This window comes from Streptomyces sp. D2-8 (assembly GCF_023184515.1).
GTDB lineage: Bacteria > Actinomycetota > Actinomycetes > Streptomycetales > Streptomycetaceae > Streptomyces.
In genome coordinates this window covers 129,718-155,791 of sequence record NZ_JAAHBP010000022.1, presented here as the reverse complement: position 1 = coordinate 155,791, position 26,074 = coordinate 129,718, and the positions used below count along the sequence as shown (strand labels likewise).

25 protein-coding genes are annotated in these 26,074 nt (G+C 72.5%); 11 read left to right on the top strand and 14 right to left on the bottom strand.

What is annotated here, in order from left to right; translation table 11 throughout:
- Positions 1-2: 2 nt before the first annotated feature.
- Together G3I77_RS32145 and G3I77_RS32140 are read right to left on the bottom strand one after the other, a co-directional pair.
- Entirely contained in the window at positions 3-2,018 is a 2,016-nt protein-coding gene (locus tag G3I77_RS32145; RefSeq protein WP_248509273.1) for a HEAT repeat domain-containing protein, read from the bottom strand.
- A 173-nt stretch (positions 2,019-2,191) separates the two neighbouring features.
- Positions 2,192-3,886 (bottom strand): acyl-CoA dehydrogenase family protein, encoded by a 1,695-nt coding sequence (locus G3I77_RS32140; protein WP_248509271.1) that lies wholly within the window; start codon positions 3,884-3,886, stop codon positions 2,192-2,194.
- 75 nt (positions 3,887-3,961) lie between these two features.
- On the opposite strand from G3I77_RS32140, the gene G3I77_RS32135 reads away from it, so the two are divergent.
- A complete protein-coding gene (locus tag G3I77_RS32135) occupies positions 3,962-4,720 on the top strand; it encodes a PaaX family transcriptional regulator C-terminal domain-containing protein (protein WP_248509270.1) in 759 nt (252 codons plus the stop codon).
- An 80-nt stretch (positions 4,721-4,800) separates the two neighbouring features.
- Here the strand turns inward: G3I77_RS32135 and G3I77_RS32130 are convergent, their stop codons facing one another.
- Positions 4,801-5,589: a pectate lyase gene (locus tag G3I77_RS32130; protein WP_248509269.1), complete on the bottom strand. Its 789-nt coding sequence runs from the start codon at positions 5,587-5,589 to the stop codon at positions 4,801-4,803.
- 416 nt (positions 5,590-6,005) lie between these two features.
- Here G3I77_RS32130 and G3I77_RS32125 point away from each other — a divergent pair, with 416 nt between their 5' ends.
- Entirely contained in the window at positions 6,006-6,254 is a 249-nt protein-coding gene (locus tag G3I77_RS32125; protein WP_248509268.1) for a hypothetical protein, read from the top strand.
- Positions 6,255-6,307: 53 nt separating this feature from the next.
- A complete protein-coding gene (locus tag G3I77_RS32120; protein ID WP_248509267.1) occupies positions 6,308-7,636 on the top strand; it encodes a PHB depolymerase family esterase in 1,329 nt (442 codons plus the stop codon).
- Positions 7,637-7,692: 56 nt separating this feature from the next.
- Here G3I77_RS32120 and G3I77_RS32115 read toward each other — a convergent pair whose 3' ends face one another.
- A complete protein-coding gene (locus tag G3I77_RS32115) occupies positions 7,693-8,772 on the bottom strand; it encodes an NADH:flavin oxidoreductase/NADH oxidase (RefSeq protein ID WP_248509266.1) in 1,080 nt (359 codons plus the stop codon).
- A 117-nt stretch (positions 8,773-8,889) separates the two neighbouring features.
- Here G3I77_RS32115 and G3I77_RS32110 point away from each other — a divergent pair, with 117 nt between their 5' ends.
- Positions 8,890-9,240 (top strand): helix-turn-helix transcriptional regulator, encoded by a 351-nt coding sequence (locus tag G3I77_RS32110; RefSeq protein WP_248509265.1) that lies wholly within the window; start codon positions 8,890-8,892, stop codon positions 9,238-9,240.
- A 77-nt stretch (positions 9,241-9,317) separates the two neighbouring features.
- Here G3I77_RS32110 and G3I77_RS32105 read toward each other — a convergent pair whose 3' ends face one another.
- A complete protein-coding gene (locus tag G3I77_RS32105) occupies positions 9,318-10,661 on the bottom strand; it encodes an FAD-dependent oxidoreductase (protein WP_248509263.1) in 1,344 nt (447 codons plus the stop codon).
- 209 nt (positions 10,662-10,870) lie between these two features.
- Between G3I77_RS32105 and G3I77_RS32100 the strand changes: the two genes are divergently transcribed.
- Positions 10,871-11,329, top strand: a complete 459-nt coding sequence (locus tag G3I77_RS32100; protein WP_248509261.1) for a DUF6214 family protein — start codon at positions 10,871-10,873, stop codon at positions 11,327-11,329.
- Between the two features lie 30 nt (positions 11,330-11,359).
- Here G3I77_RS32100 and G3I77_RS32095 read toward each other — a convergent pair whose 3' ends face one another.
- Positions 11,360-12,013 carry a DUF305 domain-containing protein gene (locus tag G3I77_RS32095; protein WP_248509257.1) on the bottom strand — a complete coding sequence of 218 codons (654 nt, stop codon included), beginning with the start codon at positions 12,011-12,013 and terminating at the stop codon, positions 11,360-11,362.
- A gap of 190 nt (positions 12,014-12,203) precedes the next feature.
- Here G3I77_RS32095 and G3I77_RS32090 point away from each other — a divergent pair, with 190 nt between their 5' ends.
- A complete protein-coding gene (locus G3I77_RS32090) occupies positions 12,204-13,706 on the top strand; it encodes a hypothetical protein (RefSeq protein ID WP_248509256.1) in 1,503 nt (500 codons plus the stop codon).
- On the opposite strand, the gene G3I77_RS32085 is transcribed toward G3I77_RS32090, so the two are convergent.
- From G3I77_RS32085 to G3I77_RS32065, 5 genes are all read right to left on the bottom strand, one after another.
- Complete coding sequence (locus G3I77_RS32085; RefSeq protein WP_248509255.1) at positions 13,694-14,380, bottom strand: TetR/AcrR family transcriptional regulator; 687 nt, start codon at positions 14,378-14,380, stop codon at positions 13,694-13,696. The two genes, G3I77_RS32090 and G3I77_RS32085, sit on opposite strands and share 13 nt — an antisense overlap.
- Positions 14,381-14,577: 197 nt before the next feature.
- On the bottom strand, positions 14,578-15,267 hold the full coding sequence (locus tag G3I77_RS32080; protein WP_248509254.1) for an HAD family hydrolase: 690 nt from the start codon (positions 15,265-15,267) through the stop codon (positions 14,578-14,580).
- 9 nt (positions 15,268-15,276) lie between these two features.
- Positions 15,277-15,996, bottom strand: coding sequence for a phosphatase PAP2 family protein (locus G3I77_RS32075; protein WP_248509253.1), 720 nt, complete (start codon positions 15,994-15,996; stop codon positions 15,277-15,279).
- Positions 15,997-16,162: 166 nt separating this feature from the next.
- Positions 16,163-17,098, bottom strand: coding sequence for a M56 family metallopeptidase (locus tag G3I77_RS32070; protein WP_248509247.1), 936 nt, complete (start codon positions 17,096-17,098; stop codon positions 16,163-16,165).
- Between the two features lie 98 nt (positions 17,099-17,196).
- A complete protein-coding gene (locus G3I77_RS32065) occupies positions 17,197-17,745 on the bottom strand; it encodes a DUF5134 domain-containing protein (RefSeq protein WP_248509244.1) in 549 nt (182 codons plus the stop codon).
- 161 nt (positions 17,746-17,906) lie between these two features.
- Here G3I77_RS32065 and G3I77_RS32060 point away from each other — a divergent pair, with 161 nt between their 5' ends.
- Together G3I77_RS32060 and G3I77_RS32055 are read left to right on the top strand one after the other, a co-directional pair.
- The gene (locus tag G3I77_RS32060; RefSeq protein WP_248509242.1) at positions 17,907-19,571 is read left to right on the top strand and encodes an FUSC family protein; all 1,665 of its coding nucleotides are present in this window, start codon (positions 17,907-17,909) and stop codon (positions 19,569-19,571) included.
- A gap of 455 nt (positions 19,572-20,026) precedes the next feature.
- Positions 20,027-20,518 carry a MarR family transcriptional regulator gene (locus G3I77_RS32055; RefSeq protein ID WP_248509240.1) on the top strand — a complete coding sequence of 164 codons (492 nt, stop codon included), beginning with the start codon at positions 20,027-20,029 and terminating at the stop codon, positions 20,516-20,518.
- Positions 20,519-20,848: 330 nt separating this feature from the next.
- Here G3I77_RS32055 and G3I77_RS32045 read toward each other — a convergent pair whose 3' ends face one another.
- Positions 20,849-21,610, bottom strand: a complete 762-nt coding sequence (locus G3I77_RS32045; RefSeq protein WP_248509239.1) for a VOC family protein — start codon at positions 21,608-21,610, stop codon at positions 20,849-20,851.
- A gap of 184 nt (positions 21,611-21,794) precedes the next feature.
- Here G3I77_RS32045 and G3I77_RS32040 point away from each other — a divergent pair, with 184 nt between their 5' ends.
- The gene (locus G3I77_RS32040; protein WP_248509238.1) at positions 21,795-22,709 is read left to right on the top strand and encodes an N-acetyltransferase; all 915 of its coding nucleotides are present in this window, start codon (positions 21,795-21,797) and stop codon (positions 22,707-22,709) included.
- A gap of 2 nt (positions 22,710-22,711) precedes the next feature.
- Here G3I77_RS32040 and G3I77_RS32035 read toward each other — a convergent pair whose 3' ends face one another.
- Complete coding sequence (locus tag G3I77_RS32035) at positions 22,712-23,104, bottom strand: VOC family protein (protein WP_248509237.1); 393 nt, start codon at positions 23,102-23,104, stop codon at positions 22,712-22,714.
- 71 nt (positions 23,105-23,175) lie between these two features.
- On the opposite strand from G3I77_RS32035, the gene G3I77_RS32030 reads away from it, so the two are divergent.
- Positions 23,176-23,712, top strand: coding sequence for a GNAT family N-acetyltransferase (locus G3I77_RS32030; RefSeq protein ID WP_248509231.1), 537 nt, complete (start codon positions 23,176-23,178; stop codon positions 23,710-23,712).
- Here G3I77_RS32030 and G3I77_RS32025 read toward each other — a convergent pair.
- Positions 23,709-24,392, bottom strand: a complete 684-nt coding sequence (locus G3I77_RS32025; protein WP_248509230.1) for a glycerophosphodiester phosphodiesterase family protein — start codon at positions 24,390-24,392, stop codon at positions 23,709-23,711. The genes G3I77_RS32030 and G3I77_RS32025 overlap by 4 nt on opposite strands.
- A 250-nt stretch (positions 24,393-24,642) precedes the next feature.
- On the opposite strand from G3I77_RS32025, the gene G3I77_RS32020 reads away from it, so the two are divergent.
- The gene (locus G3I77_RS32020; RefSeq protein WP_248509226.1) at positions 24,643-26,040 is read left to right on the top strand and encodes a DUF6421 family protein; all 1,398 of its coding nucleotides are present in this window, start codon (positions 24,643-24,645) and stop codon (positions 26,038-26,040) included.
- Positions 26,041-26,074 lie beyond the last annotated feature (34 nt).

The window sequence follows — 26,074 nt, the reverse complement described above, 5'->3', positions numbered from 1 at the left end:
CCCTACGGGTGCCCCTGCCCGGTCAGCGCCTCCCGGCACACCCGCAGCAACACCAGGTCCTCGTGTATCCCGTGGCCGGCGGAGTCGGTGCGATGCCGCCGGGGAGAGGCGAGCTCCGCTCGAAGTACGTCGTACAGGGGTGCTCCCGCCGGTCCCAGTGCCGAGACGCACTCCGCGATCGTTCTGCGCGTGTGAGGGTGTTCCACCCAGGCGGAGCGGAGGACAGGAAGGAACTGTTCCGGATCCCCGGCTGTCCGCCACACCGCGCAGGCGGCCGCGGCCCGCGCCGGCGCGTCACCGGAGCCGGCCGCCTCGCGCAGCCCGGGCAGGGCCGGACGAGCCGCCGGCCCCATCCGGCCCAGCACGGCCGCCGCACGCTGCCGGCGACCGCTCCCGGCGCCCGTCAACTCCCGCAGCAGCACGGGCACCACGGCATCCGCATCGCCCGCGACCGACCACAGCGCGTCCGCCGCCGCGACCGCGCAGCCGGTATCCAGCAGCCCGCGCAGATCGGGTATCGCTTCGCGCGCGGAGTTGCCGAACGCGCCGAGCGCACGGGCCGCCGCTTCCGTGACGGCGTCGCGCCGCCGCAGCCCGTCCGGCATGCCGCGCAGCAGACGCAGGACCGCGGGTATGGACTCGGCGTCGCCCAGTGCGGCGACTGCCGACAGCAGGGGAACGGCCCGCTCGTGGGTGTCGGACGCGTCGAGCGGCACACGGGCGAGCCGTCGCCGCAGCGCGGGGACGAGCGGAACGGCCGCGCGGCCCAGGTGGGGTATCACCAGCCCCAGGTCGTTCGGGACGACGGGGCCCGCCAGCACCTCGGCCAGCACCGGCGTGGCCCGCGCGTCCCCGGTCCCGGCCAGCGCCCTGAGCGGCCCGCCGAGGGTCGCCGCACCCCGCTCCCCGTGCCGTATACGAAGCTCGGGACGGTACGTCACCAGCGTGTGCAGATGGTCCGCTGCGGGCGCGGCCAGTTCGAAGAGCTCCACCAGGACGGCAACCGCCGCGTCGTGCAACCGGCCCTCCTCCGCGCCCAGTTGGTTGCCGATGAGGGTGACCGGCTCGGCGTGGCCGGTGCGCCACTCGCGGAACAGCCCGGCCGCCATCCACACGCCGTTGCACCGGTCGAGGGGGTCCGGGCTGGTCAACTGCCCGCACAGCAGGGCGACCCGGTCGGCCACCCGGCTGCCCAGTGCGGAGTGCAGCGTCCGCAGCAGCCGGGAGCCCTCCTCGTCCGAAGGGCGCAACCGCCGCAGCCGGCCGGCGAGCGTGTCCGGGCCGGGACAGTCGTACGGGTGTCCCGGCCGGGTCCGCTGCCCGGATCTGTCCCTGAGCAGCCGGACGACGGTCGGTACGAGATCGGCGGGGAGCAGATCCGGGGCGCACCCCGCGAGCTGGCCGAGTGCGGCGAGCCGGAGCCCGGGGTCGTAAGGGGGCCCGCTCAGCTCGGTCAGCAGGCGCACCGCCTCGGCGGCGTGGGCGTCGTCGGTGAGGCGGTACCGCTGTGCGAACAGGCCGAGGCTCTCCGCCAGGGCGAGCAGGACCCGGTCGTCCCGCTCCACGGTGATCCGCTCCCGCACCAGGGCGAGCACCTGTGCCGGCCGGCCGAGGAACCGCACCAGCGCCCCGGAAGCCGCCCGGCGCACCGCGGGGTCCGCGTCCCCGGCGAGCCGGACGAAGTCCTCGGCACGCGCGCGCAGGGCGTCACGGGCTCTCGTCGCGGGATCGTCGGGGGCACCGGCGATGTCGCCGATGCTGACGAGGAGTTCCACCACCCCCGCCCGGTCCCGCACCTCCTCGCGGCCGGCGAGCGCGAGGAGAAACGGAACACAGGCGAGCGTCGAGTCGTACACTTCGCCCTGGTGGTGCACGGCGCCGTACATCCCGTCGAGCGCGGTCTGCCGCTCGGCCGGGTCGGCGGAGGCCAGTCCCCGCAGTAATCCGGGCACGTCCTCCGCGCTGCCGAACGCATGGCGCAGCGAGGCCCAGTCGACCTCGTCGATCCCCCTGAACACGTTGTCCTCCCCCAGGCGAAATGCCAACTGACGGGGAGTCTGCACCACAGCAGTGACAACGAAGCGGAATCGGGAGATGACTGTGCGCGAACTGTGCGCACGATGGCTTGAGTTCGAGTCGGCCCCGCCCAGGCCGGTCGGTCTGCCCGGGCCGGTCGGCCCGCCTCGACCGGTCAGCCCGCCCCGGCGCCCCGCCCCCCGCCGGGCAGCGCCCGCTCCACGATCGTGTCCAGGTCCGCCGTCCGCGGCAGTGTCCCGAACGCGTGCCCCCAGTCACCCCCGAGCCGCGTCGCGCAGAACGCGTCGGCGACGGCCGGCGGGGCGTGCCGGACGAGGAGAGAGGCCTGAAGGGTCAGCGCCATCTGCTCCACGAGACGGCGTGCCGTCGTCTGCGACGCCTCGGACAGCCCCGTCTTGAGCCGCGTCACGGCCGCGTCCAGCCGGGCATCCGCTCCCCGGGCGAGCGCGAGCTCCCCGAACAGGGCCTCGGCGGTGCCCGGTTCGCGGCTCAGCGCCCGCAGCACGTCGAGGGCGTTGACGTTCCCCGAGCCCTCCCAGATCGACAGCAGGGGAGCCTCGCGGTAGTGCCGGGGCATGCCCGAGTCCTCGACGTAGCCATTGCCGCCGAGGCATTCCAGGGCCTCCGCGGTGAAGGCGGGGCCCCGCTTGGTCACCCAGTACTTGCCGACGGCGGTGGCGATCCGGCGGAACGCCGTCTCGGCCCCGCCCGCATCGTCTCCGCGGATCGCCCGGTCGGCCGCCCCGGCCAGCCGAAGGGTGAGCGTCGTGGCGGCCTCCGACTCCAGCGCCAGATCGGCGAGAACATTGCGCATCAGCGGCTGGTCCACGAGCCGTGCGCCGAACGCACCGCGGTGGCGCGCGTGGTGCCCCGCCTCGACGAGGGACGTGCGCATCAGCGCGGCCGACATCATCACGCAGTCCAGCCGCGTGCAGTTGACCATCTCGATGATGGTCTTCACGCCCTGACCCTCGGGGCCGACCAGCCAGGCCACCGTTCCGTCGAACTCGGGCTCGGAGGAGGCGTTGGACCGGTTGCCCAGCTTGTCCTTCAGCCGCTGGATACGGAAGGTGTTGCGCGTGCCGTCGGGCAGCACGCGCGGCACCAGGAAGCACGACAGCCCGCCCGGAGCCTGCGCCAGCACCAGGAACACGTCGCACATCGGCGCCGAGGTGAACCACTTGTGCCCGCGCAGCGTGTACATCCCGGGCTCGGCCGTGGGTGTGGCCGTCGTGGTGTTCGTCCGGACGTCGGAGCCGCCCTGCTTCTCGGTCATCCCCATACCCGCCAGCAGCCCGCGCTTCTCCGTGGGCTCCCGCAGGACGGGGTCGTACTCCCGGCTCGTCAGCAGCGGCTCGTAGAGCTTCGCCAGCTCCGGCTGCCTGCGCAGCGCCGGTACGGCCGCGTAGGTCATCGACGTGGGGCAGCCGTGCCCCGCCTCGGTGTGCCCCCACACCAGTCCGCCCGCGGTCCTGACGACATGGGCGCCGGGCCGGTCGTCCGCCCAGGGCGCCGCGGCCAGTCCCTCCGCGATCGCCGTGCGCATCAGGTGGTGCCAGCTGGGGTGGAAGTCGACCTCGTCGATGCGGTTGCCGTACCGGTCGTGGGTGCGCAGCTCCGGCTCGTGCCGGTTGGCCAGGTCGGCCCACTCCTGGGCCTGGGCGCTGCCGGCCTGCCGGCCGAGCCGCCGCAGGTCCTCCTCGGCCCATCCGGCACCCTCCCGCCGCAGCCCCTCCAGCAGGGCCGTGTCGTCGGAGGCGTCGTACGGGGTGAGGGGCGGGGTCTGGTTGGTGACGTCGTGCGTGGCGGGTCCGCCGTACGCCCGCTGTTCGTCCAGTGTGGAGACCATGCCGCGAGTGTTGCACTTTGGCTGCGATCGCAGCAATCCTGCAACATCGAAATCCGCCGCGTACAGTACGTGACCATGCCGATGAACGTCCCGGCGCGGTCCGGCGCGCTCGATCTGCGTCCGCTGTCCGCGCGGTCGATCGTGCTGAGCCTGCTCCTCGGGACGCATCCCCCCGAACTGCCGGTCAGGGAACTGGTGCGGCTCGTGGAGGGCTTCGACGTCGGCGGCTCCACCCTGCGGGCGGCGCTCAGCCGGATGGTGGCCGCCGGAGACCTGCGGCGCACGGACGGCGGCTACCGCCTCAGCGACCGGCTGCTGGAACGCCAGCGCCGCCAGGACGACGCCGTGCACCCGCGCACGCGCGCGTGGGACGGGGACTGGGAGATGGTCGTGATCACCGCGACGGGGCGCGGCCCCGCCGAACGCGCCGACCTGCGCACCCGGCTGACCGCACTCCGGCTCGCCGAACTCCGCGAGGGCGTCTGGCTCCGGCCCGCCAACCTGACCCGCGCCCTCCCCGACGACCTGGACCAGGTGGTCCAGCGCTACACGGTCCGCCCCGACCGCCCCTCGGGCGAATTGGCCGAAATGCTGTGGCCGATGAACGGCTGGTCCGCCACGGCCCGGGCCCTGCTCACCCACATCGCCGGCGCGCCCCGCCCGGCCGACCGCCTGACCGCCTTCGCCGCCGTCGTACGGCACCTGCTCGCCGACCCCGTCCTGCCGCCCGGACTCCTGCCCGCCGGCTGGCCCGGCACCGAACTGCGCGCCGCCTACACCGGCTACCAGCGGGAGCTGATCGGAGAGGTACGCGCGCGCGTGCGCGGCACCTGACGCGGACGGCCGTGCGCAGCGCCCTCCGGGACGCTGTGCACGGCCGCCTTCACCGTGGGGGGACTGGCTGCGTGGGACTGCTACCTGTAGGTGATGTCCGAGGTGGAGTAGAGGCAGTTCTTGCTGTCGGGGCCCGATCCGACGGCGGTGTTGTTGTTGTACTTCTGGCAGGGGACGACCTTGCGGCCTGAGTCGTTGCGGATCGTGATGTTCCGCAGCGTCGCCACGTCGTTGCGGTTGACGTTGATGCCGACGAGCCGCGCGGTGGAGCCGGTGCCGGTCACGTCGACGGTGTTGAGGTTGACCTTGCGCGTGTACTGCGTGGAGCAGTCACCGCAGGAGCGGTACAGCGTCTTGAACTCCTGCACCGCGAAGTTGGAGATGGTCAGCGTGCCGCCGCCGTTGTGCTGGAAGACCTTGTCCGCCGCCTTCTTCGCGCCGCCCCCGATCACCTGGTAGGTGGCGCCGTTGCCGCCGCGGAAGGTGGCGGCGTCCTCGCCGACGTCCTCCCACCAGACGTTCTGCAGCGTGCAGCTGCCCTCGCAGTGGATGCCGTCTGCCGCGGGGGCGCCGAGAATGACGTTCTTCAGCACCGCGCCGTTCGCGAGCTTGAAGATCGGGTCCTGGCCCTCCTCCTGGCCGTCACCGGCCAGGCCCCCGGTGCCGTAGTACCGCTTCATCCCGTAGTCCTTGGTGCCGGACACGGAGATCGTGGAGGAGGTCCCCTGGCTGCCGTTGGGGGTCGGCCAGGTCGCGGCGCTCGCGGTGGGCGCATGGGTCGTCATGATCATGCCAACCGACAGGCCGAGTGTGGCCAGTGCGCCGGTCAGTGCACGCCTGCGGGCGCGCGGACGTGTCGCAGAAGTCATGTCCCGATTCCTTCTGTCGTGGGGGCGGGTGGGGGTCAGGGCCTTTCCGGTGCCCGTGTGTCCCGTCGGGGTGCCTTCATGGAGCCAGTGGGTCATGGACGTGAATGTCGTTCGTCATGTTGCTTGCCGGCGCGCCGCGTGCGCCCGGCCCGGAAGCCCTGCCGCACTCCGGGGGTGCACGTCCCCGGGGCGGCAGACCCCGATGGGCGCCTTCGCGAGGGCGCCTCCGGGTCACACTGCTGAACGGAACGTAGGCGGCAAGCGCTTTCTAGTCAACGCCTCGCGCAGAACGCATTCGGCCGCTCCTGGTCGCGGCGACAGCCGTGTGGGAGCGCTTCCATGAGAGCCATGACCATGTCACCATGCCGAACGGACGCTTCCCTTCACGAGAGGGCGAGTCGATGAGGGCTCCGTGCATGCGTACGTTCGTCGGTGGGCTCGGGTTCATGCTGGTGACCATCGGCGCTCCTGCCCCGGCGCCGGGACCGGCGGCCGCGGGGCCCTCGCGGCCCGACCGCGGGGGCTCCCTGCCGGGTTCCTCCACCTGGACGTCGAGCGGCCCGCTGCAGTTCCTTTACCAGGGGATGGACCCGGCGGAGAGCGGCGAGTACCACCGGCTGCCCCGGCGGCTCGCCCTGCTGACCCAGAACGACTCCACCCGCTGAACCGCCCGTACGACGTCCTGCGAGCCACACCTCACAACGGAAGGAACCCGGACGTGTCTGCCACCCCCCACCCCACCTCGAGGAGACCCCTGCGGTCGCTGCTCCTCGCGCTCGTCGCCGCGCTGCTGCCGTTACTCGCGGCCACCGCACTCACCGCCCCCGCGGCCGCCGCGGGCGGGCCCGCTCGCGAGAGTGCCGTACCCGCCGCGGCTCTCACCGAGGTCACGAACTTCGGCACGAACCCCAGCAACCTGCGGATGTACCTGTACGTACCGGAGAGCGTGACCCCCAAGCCGGCGGTCGTGGTGGCCGTGCACTGGTGCACCGGCTCGGGCCCGGACATGTACAACGGCACCGAGTACGACACGCTCGCCGACCGGTACGGGTTCATCGTGCTCTACCCGTCCGTCACCCGCAGCAGCAAGTGCTTCGACGTCTCCTCGCCCCAGGCACTGCGCCGGGGCGGCGGCAGCGACCCCGTCGGCATCAAGTCGATGATCGACTGGGTCACCCGCACCTACGACGCCGACACCGGCCGGGTGTTCGCCACCGGCATCTCCTCCGGCGCGATGATGACGAACGTCCTGCTCGGGGACTACCCGGACGTGTTCGCGGCGGGCGCCGCCTTCTCGGGCGTCCCGTTCGGCTGCTTCGCCACCGCCGACGGCTCCGAGTGGAACAGCGCCTGCTCGGGCGGCACGATCACCCGCACCCCGAAGGAGTGGGGCGACCTGGCCCGGGGCGCGTACCCCGGCTACACCGGCCCCCGGCCCCGGATGCAGATCTGGCACGGCACCCAGGACGACGTCCTGCGCTACCCCAACTTCGGGGAGCAGATCAAGCAGTGGACGAACGTGCAGGGCGTGAGTCAGTCGCCCACCACCACCGACACGCCCCAGTCCGGCTGGACCCGCACCCGTTACGGAGGTGCGGGCGACCGGGCCCCCGTGGAGGCCGTCAGTCTCCAGGGCGTCGGCCACGACCTGTATGCCCAGGGCATGGCGTCCCGCGTCCTCACCTTCTTCGGTCTGGACGGCGCCGGCCCGGCTCCCCAGCCCCAGCCCGGCGCCTGCAAGGTGACGACCTCGCTGAACGCCTGGAGCACCGGTCTGACCGCCTCCGTGACCCTCGCCAACACCGGTACGACAACCGTCAACGGCTGGAAACTCGGCTTCACGCTGCCCGCGGGGCAGACGGTCACGGGCGGCTGGGGTGCCACGTACACGCCGTCGTCCGGGTCGGTCACCGCCACCAACGTCTCGTACAACGGCACCATCGCGCCGGGAGCGAGCGTGAGCATCGGTTACCAGGCCGGCCATGGCGGCAACAGCGCCGCTCCGGCCGCCTTCACGCTCAACGGAACGGCGTGCGCGGCCGGTTGACGTACCTCTTCGGGTGCCGGACCGGACCGGCGTGAGGCACCTCCGCGGGTGCCGGATCAGACCGACCGGTGGTACTGGTCCGGCACCCGCACCTCGCCGCCGAGTTCCCGCGCGGCGTGCCGTGCCCATGAGGGGTCGCGCAGGAGCTCACGGCCCAGCAGGACCGCGTCCGCCTCGCCGTTGGCCAGGATCTTCTCGGCCTGCTCGACGTCGGTGATGAGCCCGACCGCGGCGACCGGCAGGTCCGTCTCGTTCTTCACCCGGGCGGCGAAGGGCACCTGGTAGCCGGGGCCGGTGGGGATGCGGACGCCTGAGGCGTTGCCGCCGGTGGAGACGTCCAGCAGGTCGATGCCGTGGGCCCGCAGGTCGACGGCGAAGCGGACCGTGTCGTCCGCGCTCCAGCCGCCGTCCTCGAGCCATTCGGTCGCCGAGATGCGGAAGAACAGCGGCTTGTCGTCCGGCCAGACCTCCCGTACGGCGTCGACGACTTCGAGGGCGAAGCGGGTGCGGTTCTCGTACGAGCCGCCGTAGGCGTCGGTGCGGTGGTTGGAGTGCGGGGAGAGGAACTCGTTGATCAGATAGCCGTGGGCGCCGTGGATCTCGGCGACCTCGAAGCCGGCGGCGAGCGCGCGGCGGGCCGCGGCCGCGAACTGCCCGACGACGTCCTTGATCTGGTCGACGGTCAGCTCGGCCGGGGCCGGGTGCCTGTCGTCGAAGGCGAGCGGGCTCGGGGCGACCGAGTCCCAGCCGTGCGCGTCCGGACCGACCGGGGCGCCGCCCTTCCAGGGGCGGTCCGTCGATGCCTTGCGGCCGGCGTGCGCCAGCTGGATCGCCGGCACCGTGCCCTGCGCGGAGAGGAAGCGGGTGATGCGGCGGAACGCCTCGACCTGCGTGTCGTTCCAGATGCCGAGGTCGTAGGGGGAGATGCGGCCCTGCGGGGACACCGCGGTGGCCTCGACGATGATCAGGCCCGTGCCGCCGGTGGCGCGGGCGGCGTAGTGCGCGAAGTGCCAGTCGGTGGGGACCCCGGTCTCCGGGCCCTCCGGCGCCGCCGAGTACTGGCACATCGGGGGCATCCACACGCGGTTGGGGATCGTCAGCTCGCGCAGGGTGTAGGGCTCGAAGAGCGCGGTCACGGCGGACTCCATTCGTCACGGGGCCGATGTCGACTCGTACGATAGGCATCGTAGTACGGTGGATGTCAAACTACGAGGGTTCTCGTACTATGGAGTCCCCGAGGAAGTGGAGCCGCCGTGACGTCCCCCGCCGTCAGCAGTCGTGACCTGCCGCATCCCGTGCGTGACGAGATCCGGCTGGAGGGGGTGCTGCATGCGCTCTCGGACCCGATGCGGTTGCGCATCGTGCGGGAGCTCGCCGGTGCGAGCGGCGAGTTGTCCTGTTCGCACTTCGAGCTGCCCGTCACCAAGTCGACCACCACGCATCACTTCCGGGTGCTGCGGGAGAGCGGGGTGATCCGGCAGGTGTACCGGGGGACCGCCAAGATGAACGGGCTGCGGCGGGACGAGCTCGACGAGTTGTTCCCGGGGCTCATGGGCGCGCTGCTCGATGCGGCTGCCGGGCAGGCCGCCCGTCTCGGTGGCTGAATCGTCCGCCGGTCCGGGAGGGGCGTGGCGTGTCGCGCCCATGCGGCGGAGACGTACGGTACTACCGCCCCGCGCCCCTAACGTGCCCTGCCCGCCGCGGCCTTCAGCAGAGACTCCCAGTCGGGGAGTTTGACCACTCCGCGGCCCAGTGATGCTCCCAGTTCCGCTTCCGCCCGCTCGATCGACTGCCAGCCCGGCCATTCGATCGGGTCGGTCCCCTCGGCGCGCAGGGCCGGGAGCGGGTCCTCGGGGACGACCCGCGCGGCGAGCGCCGCCGCGTCCTCCAGGAGTGACGTCGCCGTCTCCTTCGCGCAGGGGCGGTTCGTGCCGATGACGCCCGTGGGGCCGCGCTTGATCCAGCCCGCCACGTACTCGCCCGGGGTGACGACGCCCTCGCGCATGACGCGGCCGGACAGGTTCGGGACCGTGCCGGTGGCCGGATCGAACGGAAGGCCCTCCAGGGGGACTCCGCGGTAGCCCACCGAGCGCAGGACCAGCTGTCCCTCGATGACCTCGTGGCGGCCCGTGCCCGTCACGCCGCCCAGGCCGTCCGGGGCCGTCCGCTCGAACCGCGCCGCTCCCACGTGGCCCTGCTCGGCGAGCAGTTCGGACGGGCGGAGGAAGAAGCGGAGGTGGATACGGCGCGGGGCGCCTTTCGGGGGTGTCTCGGCCCAGCCGCGCAGTACCTCCACGTTGCGGCGCTGTGGCGCGGGCAGTGCGGACGGGTCCCCGTACCCCGGGTCCAGCGCCAGCTCCGCCGGGTCCACGACGACGTCGGTCTCCGGCAGAGTCCCCAGCTCGCGCAGCTCCTTGGCGGTGAACCGGGCCTGAGACGGGCCGCGCCGGCCCACCATGTGGATCTCGGTCACGCTGCTGTCCGCCAGGGTGGTCAGGGCCGCCTGCGGAATGTCGGTCGTGGTGAGCTCGGCCAGGCCCCGGGCCAGCATCCGCGTGACGTCCACGGCGACGTTCCCCACGCCGATGACCACGGCCGACCGGGCGTCCCGCAGGAATCCGGCGTCCACGGCGTCCGGGTGGGCGCTGTACCAGGACACGAACTGCGTCGCCGACCAGCTCCCCGGCAGCTCCTCCCCGGGAATGCCCAGGTGCCGGTCGGTGGCGGCGCCCACGCAGTACACCACCGCGTGGTAGAGCTCTCGCAGCCGCGCGACGGTCACGGCACCGGGGCCGATCTGCACGCCGCCGAGGAACCGGACCCGATCGTGCTCCAGGATCGCGCGCAGGTTGTTCTGCAGCGACTTGATCTTCTCGTGGTCGGGAGCCACGCCGTAGCGGACGAGGCCGTACGGGGACGGCAGCCGGTCCAGGACGTCGACGCGCACGTCGGAGTCCAGCTGGACGAGGCTCTGGGCGGTGTAGCACCCGCTCGGCCCGGAGCCTACGACGGCGACTCGCAGCACGGCGGAACTCCTTACCCGGGGGATCCGACGGATCTCAGGAGAGCGCTGACGCCTCCAGCATCGCACCGGTCGGGCTCCGCTGACAGGGTGCTGTGCGCCGCCCGTGGCGCGTGTCCGATCTATAGGGAATGTGATCATGCGGTTACGTTCAGTGTGTGCTGGAAGCATCCTTTCTGAATCTTTCTGATCGCTCTCCGGCGGACGGTGCGGTGTCCGTGCGCCCCGCGTGGGAAGTGCGGGAGAGCGGGGGCGCCACGCGCTGGTTCGAGTTCCGGCTGGCTTTCGCGGACGGCGCCCGGGTCGACGCGCTGGCCGTCGTGGGCGGCGGATGCGTCTGCGTCGAGGAGGTGCGCGCTCAGCCCGCGCTGTCCCTCGACGACCTGGCCGTGCTCGCCGACTGGATCGAGGAGTCGGTGGCCGAGGCGTGCGATGCCGGGCCCGGGCCGGACGGCTGCGGGGGGCAGGGGCGCCGGGCCCGGCCGGCCTGGCCGCGCGGGGCGGAGGGGCGGCGGCTGGTGGCACATGAGTACCGCGCGGCCCAGCGGGACGGAGCCGACCCGGTCCTCGCCGTGATGTGCGCGACCGGGCACAGCCGTCGTACGTCGCTCAGGCTGATCGGCCAGGCCCGGGACGCGGGCCTGCTGTCGCCGCGCCGCGCCCGGCGCTGAACACGTGCGAGGCCCCGCCCCCGGTCGCGTTCAGAGCATGTTCCGCATCCGTGTGATCTCGCTCGTCTGCTGTGCGATCACCTCGTCGGCCATCTCCTCGACGCGGATGTTGTTGCCCTGCCCCTTCACGTCCGTGGCCATGGTGATCGCGCCCTGGTGATGGGTCGTCATCAGGGTCAGGAAGAGGTGGTCGAACGCCGCGCCGTCGGCCGCGCGCAGCTTCTTCAGCTGGGTCTTCGTCGCCATGCCGGGCATCGTGGCGTGCTCGTGCCGCTCGGCCTTCAGTGACGTGCCGTACGACTTCAGCCAGCCCTTCATCGCCTCGATCTCGGGCTTCTGGCCGGCCGCGATGCGCTCGGCGATCCCCCGCACGTCCTTCGACTCGGCACGCTTGGGGACGAGTTCGGTCATCACCAGGGCCTGTGCGTGGTGCTCGATCATCATGCGGACGTAGGAGACGTCGGCCGAGTTGGGCGAGTCGTTCTCCGGGCGCTGGTCGGCGGCTTCCTCGGCGGACAGGGTGCGGTTCGCCTCGCCGGGCTCACCCGGCGCGATCACGGCGGGCCCGTCCGCGGCGGCCGGCTCGCGGTCCGGACCGGAGTCACAGCCCCCGGCCGCGAGCACGGCCAGGGCGACCAGCCCTGTCGTGACGGCGGACGCCCGGGACGCACGGCGGAAGAGCACAACGACCTCCTGTGGCAGGCGGGTTGGGACGCACCTCGTGTTGCGGACGACGTACTGGCACGCTTCCGCGGGTCATTGATCGGAAAACTTCATTGCGATTCTGTTGCCCTCTATTGGTATGTGCATGGCGAAGACGATACTGCGTGGTGCGTGAACCGTTCCGCAGTGAACGGAACCAGGGAGGAAAACAGTGATCCTGTTGAACGACCGCAGAACACGCCGCAGACGCCTCGGAGTTGCCGCTGCCGCCGGTGGGCTGCTGGCCGCGCTCCTCACAGCGGCACCGGCAGGGGCCACCCCCGACCCGGGGGACGCGCCGCCCGCGCCGAAGAAGGTCTCCCAGAGCGACCGGGCCGAGGTCCGTGAGGCCATCGAGAACGGCGAGATACCCGGCCAGGACGAGATCGTCCACTCCGACAACATCCAGCACCTGGCCCACGTCCCCAAGGACGTGCTGCAGGGCACGAACTCGGACCTCGCCTTCCAGGGCAGGTACGCGTTCGCGGGCAACTACGACGGCTTCCGCATCTTCGACATCAGCAACCCCAGGGTGCCGAAGACAGTCGCCCAGGTGCTGTGCCCCGGCTCGCAGAACGACATCTCCGTCTCCGGCAACCTGCTGTTCCTGTCCACCGACTCCTCGCGCAGCGACAGCAGTTGCTCCAGCACCACCCAGCCGGCGACCGAGAAGTCCTCCTGGGAGGGCATGAAGGTCTTCGACATCAGCGACAAGCGCAACCCGAGGTACGTCGCGGCCGTCGAGACCGCGTGCGGCTCGCACACCCACACGCTGGTGCCCGAGCGCCGCAACGTCTACGTGTACGTCTCCTCGTACTCGCCGAACGCCGCCTACCCCGACTGCCGACCGCCGCACGACGGCATCTCCGTCATCAAGGTGCCGCGCAACGCCCCCGAGAAGGCGAAGGTCGTGGGCTTCCCCGTGCTGTTCCCGGGTGAGGGGCCGGACGGCGGCGGCAACCCGGGCGGACCCACCAACCCGGGCGTCTCCAAGACCACCGGCTGCCACGACATCACCGTGCTGCCGTCGAAGGACCTGGCCGCGGGCGCCTGCATGGGGGACGGCATCCTGTTCTCCATCAAGGACCCGGAACGCCCGAAGGTCATCGACCGGGTGCAGGACAACGTGAACTTCGCGTTCTGGCACTCGGCGACCTTCAACCAGAAGGCCAACAAGGTCGTCTACACCGACGAGTTGGGCGGCGGCGGCGCGGCCACCTGCAACGCGGAGATCGGCCCGGACCGCGGTGCCGACGGCATCTACGACATCGTCGGCAAGGGCGACAAGCGCAAGCTCGTCTTCCGCAGCTACTTCAAGATCCCCCGCCACCAGGCGGACACCGAGAACTGCGTCGCCCACAACGGCTCGCTGATCCCGGTCAAGGGCAAGGACATCATGGTCCAGGCCTGGTACCAGGGCGGCGTCTCCGTCTGGGACTTCACCGACTCGGCCAGACCCAAGGAGATCGCCTACTTCGACCGCGGCCCGCTGACCACCGACACGATCAAGTCGGGCGGCTCGTGGTCGGCGTACTACTACAACGGCTACATCTACTCGAACGAGTACGCCCGGGGCTTCGACGTCCTGAAGATCGACGACCGGCGCACGGCCCCGGCCCGCCGGGTCCACATGCGTGAGCTCAACGTGCAGACGCAGCCGGACTACTTCGACTGACCGCGCGACCCGCACTCCGGTGCGGCCCCGGTCGCGAAGAACCGTGACAGATCCTTGTCGCCCCTCCCGCCGGAGGCTCCGGTCTCCGGCGGGAGGCCCAGCTCCCAGTCGAGCCGGTAGCGCTTGAACAGCTCGGCCCGCAGCACCGGCACCGGCATCGGTGCCCCCGGCACCAGGGCCGCGTACACGGCGCCCATCAGCAGGGCACGCATCATCGGGTAGTCGCTGTCGACGTCCGCCGAGCCGTGCCGGGCCATGGTGTCCCGGAGCAGCTCGGCCAGCCGCCGCTGCTCCGGGCACTGCATGAAGCCCTCGGCCTGCAGGATCCCCGCCATGTGCTGGCGCATCAGCACGGGCCGGTCGCCGGCCAGGCCCAGGATCGCGTCGATGGCCCGGGCCATCCGCTCCCGGCCGTCCTCGGTGCGCGGCTCGCGCTCCAGCGCCTCCTCCAGCGTGCGGTGCATCAGCCGGTGCACGGCGGACTGCACCAGCTGGCGCTTGCCGGGGAAGTAGTACGACACCAGGCCGCGGGCGGAACCCGCCCGGTCCGCGATGTCGCCGAGCGTGGTGGCGTCGAAACCGCGCTCGCCCACGAGCTCGACCGCCGCCTGCAGGAGCCGCTCCCGGGAACGCCGCCGCAGCTCTTCATTGACCGAGGCGCTACGCGGAGACATGCTGTAACTCCTGTGTTGACTGGCTGCCAGCCAACTATACTCGGAGCATCCGGCCAAGACCTCTCGGGTCTGGGCCGGTGATGCCGTCTGCCTCGGGCGACGCGGGGGATCGTCCGAGGCGGGCGTGCAGCCCGATCCGGTGGTGGCCTCGGGCTACTTTCTGTAACCGGGCCCCTCTCCGAGGACGGCGCGACTCCTCAGCTCACCAGATCCAGGACCGGCCGCAGCCCGTCCGGCCGGTCGGCCGCCGGCAGGTGGTCCACGAAGTGCACCCCGCATCCCAGAGCGGTGGCGCCGCCGTCCGCCCGGCGGTCGTCGCCCACCATGAGGGTCTTGCGCGGATCGGCGCCGAGCGCCTCGCAGGCGGTGGCGAACAGCCGCGGGTCGGGCTTCTGGATGCCGTGTTCGAACGACAGGACGTACGTGTCGATGTAGGGATCCAGGCCGTGCGCGCGGAAGACCGGCCGCAGATCCCAGCCGATGTTGCTGACCACCCCGACGGGAATGCCCCGCTCCCGCAGTGTCCGCAGCACCTCGACGGCATCCGGGTACGGAGCCCACGCGGCCGGGGCCATGTGGCGGTCGTACAACGCGTCGTACAGCATCGGGTCGGGCAGCGGGACCTGGCGGGAGAGGCCGGTGTAGGCGGCCCGGTGCAGGGCGGCACTCTGGTCCCGGATCAGCCAGGCGTCCGCCAGCTCCTCCGGAACCCGCGCGGGATCACCGCCGCCGGGCAGCGCCCCGACCGCCTCCAGCGCCAGCGCCGCGGCGGTCAACTCGGCCTCCGCGAGCCGGACATCGGCCCCGGCCAGAGCGCCGCGCAGCCAGGAGTCGGTGGACTCGACACGGAAGAGGGTTCCGGAGAAGTCGAAGAGCACGGCGGTCATGCCGCGATCCTACGAGGCCGCGTCGCGCCGCGAAGGAAGATCGGTGAGGCGGCTCCCGGCCGAGGGCTGCCAGCGCCGGTGCGCCCACACGGCCAGGGCCACCACCGTCGTGCCCAGCAGCCAGCCGCCCACCACGTCCGACGGCCAGTGGACGCCGAGCCAGATCCGCGTCAGCCCGACCCCGACCACGGAGACGGCGGCCACGGCCAGGGCCGTACGCCACACGGCCCGGTCGACGCCGTGCCGGTGCAGGAGCCACAGCAGTAGGCCGCAGACCACCGTGGCGGTCATGGCGTGGCCCGACGGGAACGCCGAGTAGTGGGCCGAGTCGACGGGGTCGGGCCAGACGGGGCGGGGGCGGTCCACCGCGGCCTTGATGCCCTGTTGCAGCAGGGTGCCCAGTGCGACGGCCAGCGCCAGCCACAAGGCCGTCCAGCGCGCCGCCATCCGTACCACCAGCCACACGACGACGGCCGCACACAGCACACGCATCGTCCACGGATCCCACACCCAGTCCGTCAGGATGCGGCACGCCTGGGTGAGGACCGGTTCGTCGACCGCCCAGCGGTGGGTGGTGCCTGCGATGTCCCCGTCCACGCTGATCAACGGGCTCCATCTGACCGCGACGAGGATCAGCAGCAACGCCGAGCACAGGGTCAGGGTGCCGGCGAAGCGGGCGGCGCTGCGGTTCTCCGGACGAGGCGGTGAGTCGATGGACGAGGTGTGCATGATGCGATCCTCGCCGAACCGGGGGGTCCGGATCCAGTACGGCGACGATCTTCGGCCGCTCAGACGCGCGCTTCGGCCATGCGGGAGCCGCCGAACCCGGCCCGGTCACAGGCCTCATCCGACGCCGATCGGGGCAGGAACCCCGGCGGCCTCGGCGCCGCCCCGGTCAGCCCAGTGCCCGCAGCCCCGGTACGAACGCCACCAGCACCGGCACCACGGGCACCAGCGCGGCCGCCGCCGTCAGCCGCAGACGCCGGGCCGCGGTCAGCCGGTCCGGGGGTGTGAGCAACCGGTGCACCCGGGCCGGGACATGGGCATGCGGTGTGGGGCAGGGCCCGAACACGCCGCGGTGCTCGTTCAGTTCGACCAGGGCCAGGGCCGTGGTCAGACGACCGAAGCGCCGCGATGCCGTGTCGTCGGCGGCGAGTTCGACCAGGCGGTGCATCTCGTCGCGGAACGCGGCGAACACCGGCACCTGCGGAAAGCCGCCGGCCAGGGCCGAGGAGCAGTTCAGCAGCCAGTCGTGCCGGGCCCGGGCATGGCCCTGCTCGTGGGCGAGCACGGCGTCCAGCTGCCGGCCCTTCAGTCGGCGCAACGCGGCCGTGGTGACGACCAGTTGCGGGGGAGTGCCGGGCTGCCACCAGGCGTCGGGCTGCTCGCTCTCCAGGACGACGAGCCGGCCGGAGACGGTCACCTCGCCCGGCAGCAGCGGAGCCCGGACCAGCAGATCGGCGCGCCGACGGCGGCGCCGGGCGCCGGCCCGGCCGATCTCGCGGAGCAGCATCGCCGCGCTCCACAGCCCGCCGCCGGCCAGCGCGACCGCGGTGGTCGCCGCCCAGGGGCCCGCCGTACCGAGGGCGTAGGCCTCGGCGACCGCGCGCGGGGCCGTGGCGAACAGGTGGCCGCCGACCGCGTGCCAGGCCGCGGCCGCGCTGAGCGTCATCGACAGCCCACAGCACACGAGGACGGCCGCCACCACGCACTGCCACACCCACAGCGCCACCACCGGCTCACGGTCCGGCCAGTCCGCCCGGGCGAGCAGCCGGGGGGCGACCACGGCGGTCAGAGCGCCGAGCAGCATCAGCGCGGCGGTGAGCATCATGAGGGCAGCCTATGAGCGCAGCCCTGCTCAGGGGTACGACTTGTGCCGTCAAAGTGACGCAGGCAACGGATCCGTGGCGGCTGCCGGGCCGGTCCCGCTCACAGCGCCAGCAGCATGGCCACCATCGCGATCCCCATGGACAACCGGCAGGCCCGCGCCAGTTCCGGCCGGTCGCCCCACCCGACGGGTCCGCCGGCCCCGGCCACGGCGGCGACCGGCACCAGGCGGACGCCGGTCAGCAGCACGTACCCGGCGAAGTAGAGCAACAGCGCCCCGGTCAGGAGCGGGACCCCCGATCCGCCCCGACCGTGCGCATGTGCGGGGGAGCCGGCCATGACGACGGACATGTAGACCATCGCCGCGGCCCCCACCAAGTGGTGGAGATGGTGCGCGCCGGCCCGCGCCGCCCACAGTGCGTGCACGCCCGCCGCCCCGAACACCGCCGCGTAGGCCGGCCACGCCCACGAGGGTGGTGTGAACACCGCCGCCGGCACCGCCATCGCGGCCATCCCGAAACCCATCAGCGCCTCGCCGCCCGCGGCGCTGCGCTGCTCCTCGGTGCCGCTGCGCATCCGCGCCAGGCAGTAGGCGCCGGTCACCGCGCAGAGCGCCACCAGCAGCCAGCCGGACGAAGCCGGTCCGTGCACGCGTACCTCCCCGTTCGGCAGTCGGTCATTCGATGCCCGGGCCATGCGGCGCGCACGCAAGCGCAAGGGTGTACACGGGGAGCATTCGACGGAGCACGCCGGACGGGGAGAGGTATTTCCGGCGGTCTTTCACAGGTAAAACACCTGCTAATCTTGCGGGTATGAGCAGTGCGCCCCCCACCTCCGCCACCCCACCCGCCCGGCGTCTCCCGCTGGCGGGGGTGCTGCGCCTCGGCAGGCCCTCGGAGATCTGGTTCAAGCCCGCGCTGAGCGTGGTCGCGTCGATCGCTCCGCCCGCTTTCACCCTGCTGGCGCTCGGCCGGCTCGACCTCGTGATGTACGCGATGGCCGGGTCCCTGTGCGCGCTGTACGCCCACAACCGTCCCTACGCCGCCCGCGCCGGGGTCCTGGTGTGGGTGGTGCTGGGCATGCTCGGCGGGCTCGCCGTGGCCCTGGTCGCGGCCTCGCTCACCGGCAGCGCCTTCGTCCTGGTCACCGTCGGAGCCCTGCTGGCCGCCGCGCAGAAGGTGCTGTGCGACGCCACCCGAGTCGGTCCGCCGGGCAACGTCGTACTCACCTTCGTCAGCTCCGCCTCCCTGTTCGCGCCGCAGACCCCCGGCCAGGTGCCCGGCCATCTGGCCCTGGCCGCCGCGACGGGGGGCTGGGCCTGGCTGGTCTGCATGGCGCCCGCGCTCGTCCGGCCGCACGGACCGGAGCGCCGCGCCACCGCCGCCGCCCTGAAGGCCGCCGCCGTGTACGCCGGCACCGGCGGCTCGGGGGAGGGCCATGCCCCGGCCCGCGCCGCGGGATATGCCGCCGTGCAGGCCGCCTGGCAGTCGCTGCTGTCCACCAGCGCCCCTTCCCGGACCCGGCGAGCCCTCGAACGGCTCGTCGTCCGCGCCGAGGTCGCCCTCGCGGCGCCGACGGAGGCGGACCCGGGACGGCTGCGCGCATGGGCCGGCTCGCTGCGCGGCACCGGTCCCGTCCCGGCGGCCGGACTGCCGGACGCGGCCGCCGACGAACTGCTCGGCGTGGCCGCGGCCCGGCCCCTCTGGGCGCGGCTGGGCCCGCTGACCCCGCTCGCGGTGCGTACCGCGAGCGGCTGCGCGCTCGCCGGTTACGCCTCCCTCGCCCTCGGGATCGGCCGCCCCTACTGGGCGCTGGTCACCGCCGCCTCGCTCTACCAGGTGAACATCGCGCTGACCTGGAGCCGGGCCGTCCAGCGGGTCGTGGGCAATGTCGTCGGCGTGCTCGTCTTCCTGGCCGTCGTGCCGCTCGCCCACCTGGGCGCGGTGGCGCTCCTGCTGTGCTGCCTCGCGTTCAGCTTCGGTGCGGAGGTGCTGATCAGCCGGAACTACTGGCTCGGCAGTGTCTGTGTGACGCCCATGGCCCTGCTCATCACGGAGTTCGCCGGATACCAGCAGCCCGGGACGCTGATGACGGAGCGGGTCGTGGACACCGTCGTCGGTGCGCTGGTCGGGTTCGTCGCCGCCGTGGCCGTCACCAACCGGCGCGCGGGCGACCGCGTGGAACGGGCCCTGACCGCCGCCGACCGGGCCCGCGAGCTCGCCGCCCGCCTCCTGGCCGAGCCGGACCCCGGCACCGCGGCCCTGGAATCCGCCCGCCGCGGCCTCGCGGTCGCCCTGGCCGACCTGCGCGCCACCGCCGATGCCGCCGCCGGTGAATGGTGGCAGCGGGCCCTGCCCCGGGAGCGGGTCGTGCTCGCCGAACAGTCCGGACACCGTACGCTCGCCGCGACGGCCCGACGCCAGGGCCTGCTCCCGGACCGGGACCCGGCCACAGAAACGGAGGACGCACGGCCATGACGCCGACGGAAGGACCATCGCCCACGGGGAACGACGCGGGGCAGTCCCCGCAGCCGGGGGACGAGGCGGAACCGGTGGCGCAGGGACGGGCGGTCGGTGAGGGGGCAGCGGCCGGTGGTGCTCGGGCGGCCGCAGGGGATGCGGCCGATCTGCGGGGGGCGGGCGCGGCCCGGGCGGCCGGTGGGGATGCGGCGGCGGAGTCGCACGCCCCTCGAGGGGGTCTCGCCGGTGGTGCCCGGACGGCCGGAGGGGATTCGGCTGACGGGGCCCGCGCGTCGGGGAACGGTCTCGCCGACGGCGACCGCGCGGCCGGAGGCGATCTTGCCGAGGGACGGGAGGCCCATGAGGGGGCAGCGGCCGGAGGGGATTCGGCTCGCGGCTCGGCGGCCGGAGCGGACCCGGTCGGCGGTCCCCCCGTCGGAGCCGAGCCGGTCGGCGGTCGGCGGGGTGACACCGTGGCCGCCGTTGTCCGGCAGTGGCAGGCCGTGCGTCCCGGGCTCGACACCGGGCCGATGGAGATCATCGGGCGGATCAACCGCTGTGCCGCTCTGCTGCAGCAGGCCGAGGACGCTCCCTTGCGCCGGGCCGGGCTCAGCCGGCCCGAGTTCGATCTGCTGGGTGCGCTGCGTCGTACCGGGCACGAGCTGACGCCCGGAGAGCTGGCCCGGGAGACCTTCTCCTCTGGGGCCGCCGTCACCAAACGCCTGAAGCAGCTGACCGAGCGCGGTCTGGTCGAACGGCGCGGGGACACCCGTGACCGCCGCGTCGTCCACCTCCGCCTCACCGACGCCGGGCGCGACCTCGTCGACGGCATCCTGCCCGTCCAGCTCGCGTACGAGACCGCCGTGCTGTCCGGCCTGGATGGCCCCGAGCAGGGCGAACTGGCGGCTCTGCTCGGGGAGTTGCTCGGTCAGCTGGAAGGGCGCCTCGGCGTGCTGCGGGCCTGAACCGGGCACCGGTCGGGGCGGTCGGTGTCCCCGCCGGCGGTGTCCAGCCGCCCCGCCTCACCCCGGCGGTACTTGCCCGCGAGCGGCGCCCACGCCAGCACGGCCAGGCCGAACGCCCGGGCCTACGACAGCAGTTCGCGCTCGGGGTCCGTTCCAGCAGGCCGTAGCGCGGCTGCGACCCGGCGAACGCGGTCCGGCCCGCGGCTCCGCGAGGGCGCCCGCCAGGGCGGTCTCCAGGCGGGCCAGTCCGAGGCACCGACGTCCAGCACCTTGCCGGTGCGCACGAGGTCGTCCAGCCACAGCCTCCCCCGGCCGTGGCACACCGCCGTCTCAGCCCTCGTAACCCGCCCGGTACACGCCGAACATCGCCCCCTGCGGGTCCCGCAGCACCGCGATGCGCGGCCCGTCGGGCACGGAGGTGGGCACCATCAGGACCGTGCCGTGCTGCTGCACGACGGCGGTCGTGTCGTCCACGTCGGCCACGGCGAAGTACGGCAGCCAGTGCGCGGGCACCTCGGGCGGGAACTTGTCGTCCATCGCCACCATGCCGCCGAAGTCCGCGCCGCCGACGCCCCACTGGGTGTAGCGGTCCGACGGGGCGACCGTCCAGCCGAACACCCGCGTGTAGAAGGACACGGCCCTCTCCGGATCCCGTGTCATCAGCTCCACCCAGCCCAGCGAACCGGGCGCGTTGAACAGCCCGGCACCCGGGAAGGTCCCCGCCTGCCACAGCTGGAACACGGCACCACCCGGATCGGCGGCCACCGCGAAACGGCCCACGTCGAACACGTCCACCGGGCCGAACAGCAGCGTCCCGCCCGCCTCGGTCACCGCACGGGCCGTGGCGTCCGCGTCGGTCACCGCGAACGACACGTTCCACGCGACCGGCTGCGACGGCTGGTACAGCGGGGCGAGCGCGGCCACGGCCGCGTCCCCGAGGTGCGCGACGGTGTAGCCGCCGGCCTCCTGACGCGCGTCGGTCTCGGACCGCCAGCCGAACAGCCGCGTGTAGAACCGCCGGGCCGCGTCCAGGTCGCTGGTCCCCAGTTCGGTCCAGCAGGGGCCGCCGGTCACCGGTGCGTCGAGCTTCATGGCGTTCCTTCCACGAGCGGCGGGGGCAGGCCCCCCGGGGCCCCTCCAGCACGCTAAGCCGCTCCCCGGCCTCCCTGCCATCCGGGGAAACCCACTGGTGTGCCGCCGCGGCCCCGACGTACCCTCACCCCGTACCGCACCGCGTGGCGGCCTCCAGCTCCTTCACCCCGCCCGGAGGTACCCCATGCCCGCGCCCGAGGTGCGCCCGTTCCGCCGGACCGACCGCGACCAGCTGACCGACCTGGTCAACATGCACGTGGCGGCCGTCGTCCCCGGTGTCTCCGTCTCCGTGAACACCGTCCTCGGTGACCTGGAGCGGCAGCCCGGCGAGTTCATCACGGACCCGTGGGTGGCCGAGCGGACGACGCTCGTCGCCGAGCAGCGCGGGTACGTCGTCGCCGCGGCCCATCTGCTGCGCTACCGCGCCGGCGCCGAGGTCGGCGAGGACTACCGGGACGCCGCCGAGATCAACTGGTTCGTCCACCGCCCGGCGGCCTCCCTCTGGCCGGACGCCGACCTTGCCGCGGACCTGCTGATGCGGGCGTGCCTCGCGCGGTTCGCCCGCTGGAACGCCCGTGTCCGGTACGCCGACGGGGCCCTGCCCGCCCCGCTCGTCCACGGCCTGCCCCGCACCTGGCCGCACATCCGGGCCCTCTATGAACGCGCGGGGTTCCGGCACACCGGGGACACCGAGGTCATCCTGATCGCCCGGGTCGCCGACCTGCCGCCGCTCGAGCCCCGGCCGGGTGTCACGGTCGCCCGCACGCTGGGGGAGTGCGGCACCCGCTTCACGGCCTACGCCGAGGCGCGCGCCCTCGGCTTCGTCGAGATCGACACGGCCCTGGCCCGCCCGGAACGGCACGCCCGCGCGGCGGGCCTGGCCGACATCGGCAATCTGCACGTCGACCCCGCGCAGCACGGCACCGGCCTGGAGCACTGGCTCCTGGCCCAGGCCGCCGACTGGCTCCGCCTGTGCGGCGTCGACCGGCTCGTCGCCTATGAAACGGCCGCCGACGTCACCGGGCTCGACCTCCTGACGGGCGCGGGCTTTCGCGAACTCACCCGCACCGACCGGGGCTGGGAGCACCGCCCCGGGTGACCTCAGATGCCGGGCCGGTAGCGCATCGGGTGGTCCGCCGGGACCTCGACCAGCACGATCGGCGTCCCGTCCGGATCCGCGATCCACATCTCGACCAGACCCCAGGGCTCCTTCACCGGAGGCCGCACGATCTCCACGCCCTTCGACCGCAGTTCCTCCTCCGCCGCGGCCACGTCGTCGACCTGGAGCCACAGCCGCACGTCGGGCGACGGGGGAGTCTCGGACCGGCCCGCGACCTCGAGGAAGCCGCCGCCCAGGAAGTAGACCGTGCCGCGCTCGGGGCCCGTGCCGAACTCGCGGTAGACGGCGAGGCCCAACTGCTCGCCGTAGAAGGCACGGGACCGCTCGGGATCGGTGGGGCGGAGCAGGATCCGGCTGCTGAGTACATGCACCATGCAGCGGAGCTTAGTGGCGGCGTTACGCTCGTCCCTGCCCGAGCCGCGCCAGGAAACGGAGACGCACGCCCATGGAGACCGCCACCGCACTGACCTTCCGCGACGCCACCGACGCCGACGTGGACGAGCTGGTCGCGCTGATCGAGTCGGCGTACCGGGGCGACGACAGCCGGGCCGGGTGGACCACCGAGGCGGACATCCTCGAAGGGCAGCGGACAGACCCGGAGGGCGTGCTGGAGGTCATCAAGTCTCCCGACAGCCGGCTCATGACCGTGGAGCGGGACGGCGGGATCGTGGCCTGCTGCCAGCTGGAGCACCAGGGCGACCACGCCTACTTCGGGATGTTCGCCGTCAGCCCCCGGCTCCAGGGCGCGGGTCTCGGCAAGGTGATCATCGCGGAGGCGGAGCGGCAGGCCCGCGAGACCTGGGGCGTGACGGAGATGCAGATGACCGTGATCTCCGTACGCGACGATCTCATCGCCTGGTACGAGCGCCGCGGCTACCGCCGCACGGGACGGATGACCCCGTTCCCGTACGGCGACGAGCGCTTCGGCCTCCCGCAGCGCGACGACCTGAGGTTCGAGCTGCTGGTCAAGGAACTCGCCTAGGCCGTGAAACGGCCCGTGCGCTTGATGTCCGGGTGGTCGGTGGTCGCGCCGTCCAGCCCGAAGGCCCGGACGAGGCGCAGCTGGTCCTGCGTGTTCACCACCCAGCCGATGATCTTCAGGTCGGCCTTGCGGGCCCGCTCCACGATCTCCAGGGTGAGCCGGCGGATGTTCAGGCAGACGGTCGCGGCACCCACCTTCACCGCGCGGTCCACGATGTCGGTGCCGTAGCGGCTGGCGATCAGCGCGGTGCGCACACCCGGCACCAGACGGGCGATCTCGGCGACCGCCTCGTCGTGGAACGAGGACACCTCCACTCGGCCGGCCAGCCCGCGCTGGTTCATCACCTCGGCCAGGGCCCGCGCCGCCTGCACATCCTTGATCTCCGCCTGGAGCGGCGTGTGAACGGTCTCCAGCACCTCCTCGAAGACCGGGACCCGCTCGCCCCGGCCGGCGTCCAGGGCCCGCAGCTCGGCGAGGGTCTTCTCGGCGATCGGCCCGGTGCCGTCGGTCGTGCGGTCCACATCCGTGTCGTGCATGACGACGAGCGCGCCGTCCTTGCTCAGATGCAGATCGAGTTCGATGGCGTCGAGGCCCGCCTCCTGGGCGGCGACGAAGGACCGGAGGGTGTTCTCGGGTTCCACACCCATGACTCCGCGGTGACCGATGGTGAGGAAGTTCAAGACGCGACTCTCTTCCGTCGACAGGCGGCACAGGGGGCCTGACGGGCCCATCTGACCGTATCGCCTGGACCCGCCCTGTGCAGAGAGTGAGGGCATGGTCGGCGCACATCCGGGCAGAAGCATGGCCGACAGGAAAAAGTGCGGTGAAGCACACGGTCGGGCAGGATAATTTCCAGGGTTCACCCTTGCTGGGAGGAACCTCGCGTGTATACGGTCTGCATACGTGAGATTCTCCCGTGGAAGGTGGGACATGACGGAAATTCTTGTGCAGGTGGGTTCGGAGGAAGGTCTTCCTCCCGTGGCCAGGGTGGTGGAGCACCCGGCATGGCCCGTGCTCAAGGATGCCGTGGAGCGGATCCGGCCATGGCAGTCCAAGGACGGGTCGATCGACTTCGACGCCGAGGGCGCGCCCGACCGGGCCGACGCCGAGCTCGCGGTCCGCAAGGTCGCCGACGCCGTCCTGGAGCTCTCCCCGCTGCTCCCGCACGACGGCGCCTATCACGAGGCCCTGGTCAAGGACCTGACCCGGTGGGCCGACAGCGGCTTCCAGGTGCCCGACTTCCTCGACTCGCTGCTGGCCTTCCAGCCCGCGGCGAACCGCGCGGACGGCCTCCAGCACCTCGTCGTCTTCCCGATGTACACGCAGAACGGCAACCCGGACCGCAACCTCGAGGCGGTCGTGCTGCGCATGGTCTGGCCGGACTGGCTGGCCGAGCTGGAGCGCACCCGCTACGACAACCCGCTCTTCTGCGGCATCAAGTTCGAGGACTTCACGGCCGGCTACGACACCCACTCGGCCGTCCTGTTCCCCGAGACCATCGCCGTGCGCGAGGCCCCCGAGCGGTTCACCTGGGGTGGCATCTTCTGCGACCGCGAGGCCGCCCGCTTCCGCCGTGTGACCGACGCCGCCGTCGACATCCTGGGCCTGGAGCTGCCCGAGGACGTCGCCGCGATGGTCCACGACCAGAAGCGCTGCGAGGAGGCGTTCGTCCTGTGGGACATGGTCCACGACCGCACTCACAGCCACGGCGACCTGCCCTTCGACCCGTTCATGATCAAGCAGCGCCAGCCGTTCTGGATGTACGGCCTGGAGGAGCTGCGCTGCGATCTCACCGCCTTCAAGGAGGCCGTGAAGCTCACGGCCGACGGCGTCCCGCAGGCCCGTGACGTGCAGGTCGCGGTCCTCTTCGACCGCATGTTCCGCTTCCCGGTCAGCGGTGAGCGGGTCCGCAACTACGACGGCCTCGGCGGTCAGCTCCTCTTCGCCTACCTGCACAAGCACGATGTCGTCCGCTGGACCGACAACAAGCTCACCATCGACTGGGAGCGCGCCCCGCAGGTCACCAACCAGCTGTGCGCCGAGATCGAGGACCTCTACCGCGACGGCATCGACCGTCCGAAGCTCGTCCACTGGTTCGCCGGGTACGAGCTGGTCTCCACCTACCTCTCCCCGCACCCGGGCTCCAAGTGGGCCAAGGGTCCCGACGCCCTGGACACGACGCAGCCGCCGCGGAAACTCGTCGATGACGTGCTTCCGGACGAGTTTCCGCTGAGCATGTTCTATGAGGCACTGTCCAAGAAGCTGAAGAACGTGATCGCCTCCGCAAAGGGCATCACGGCGGACAGCGCCGAGCGGATCGCCGCGTGAGCGATCGGCATACCGGGAACACTGCTCAGGAGGC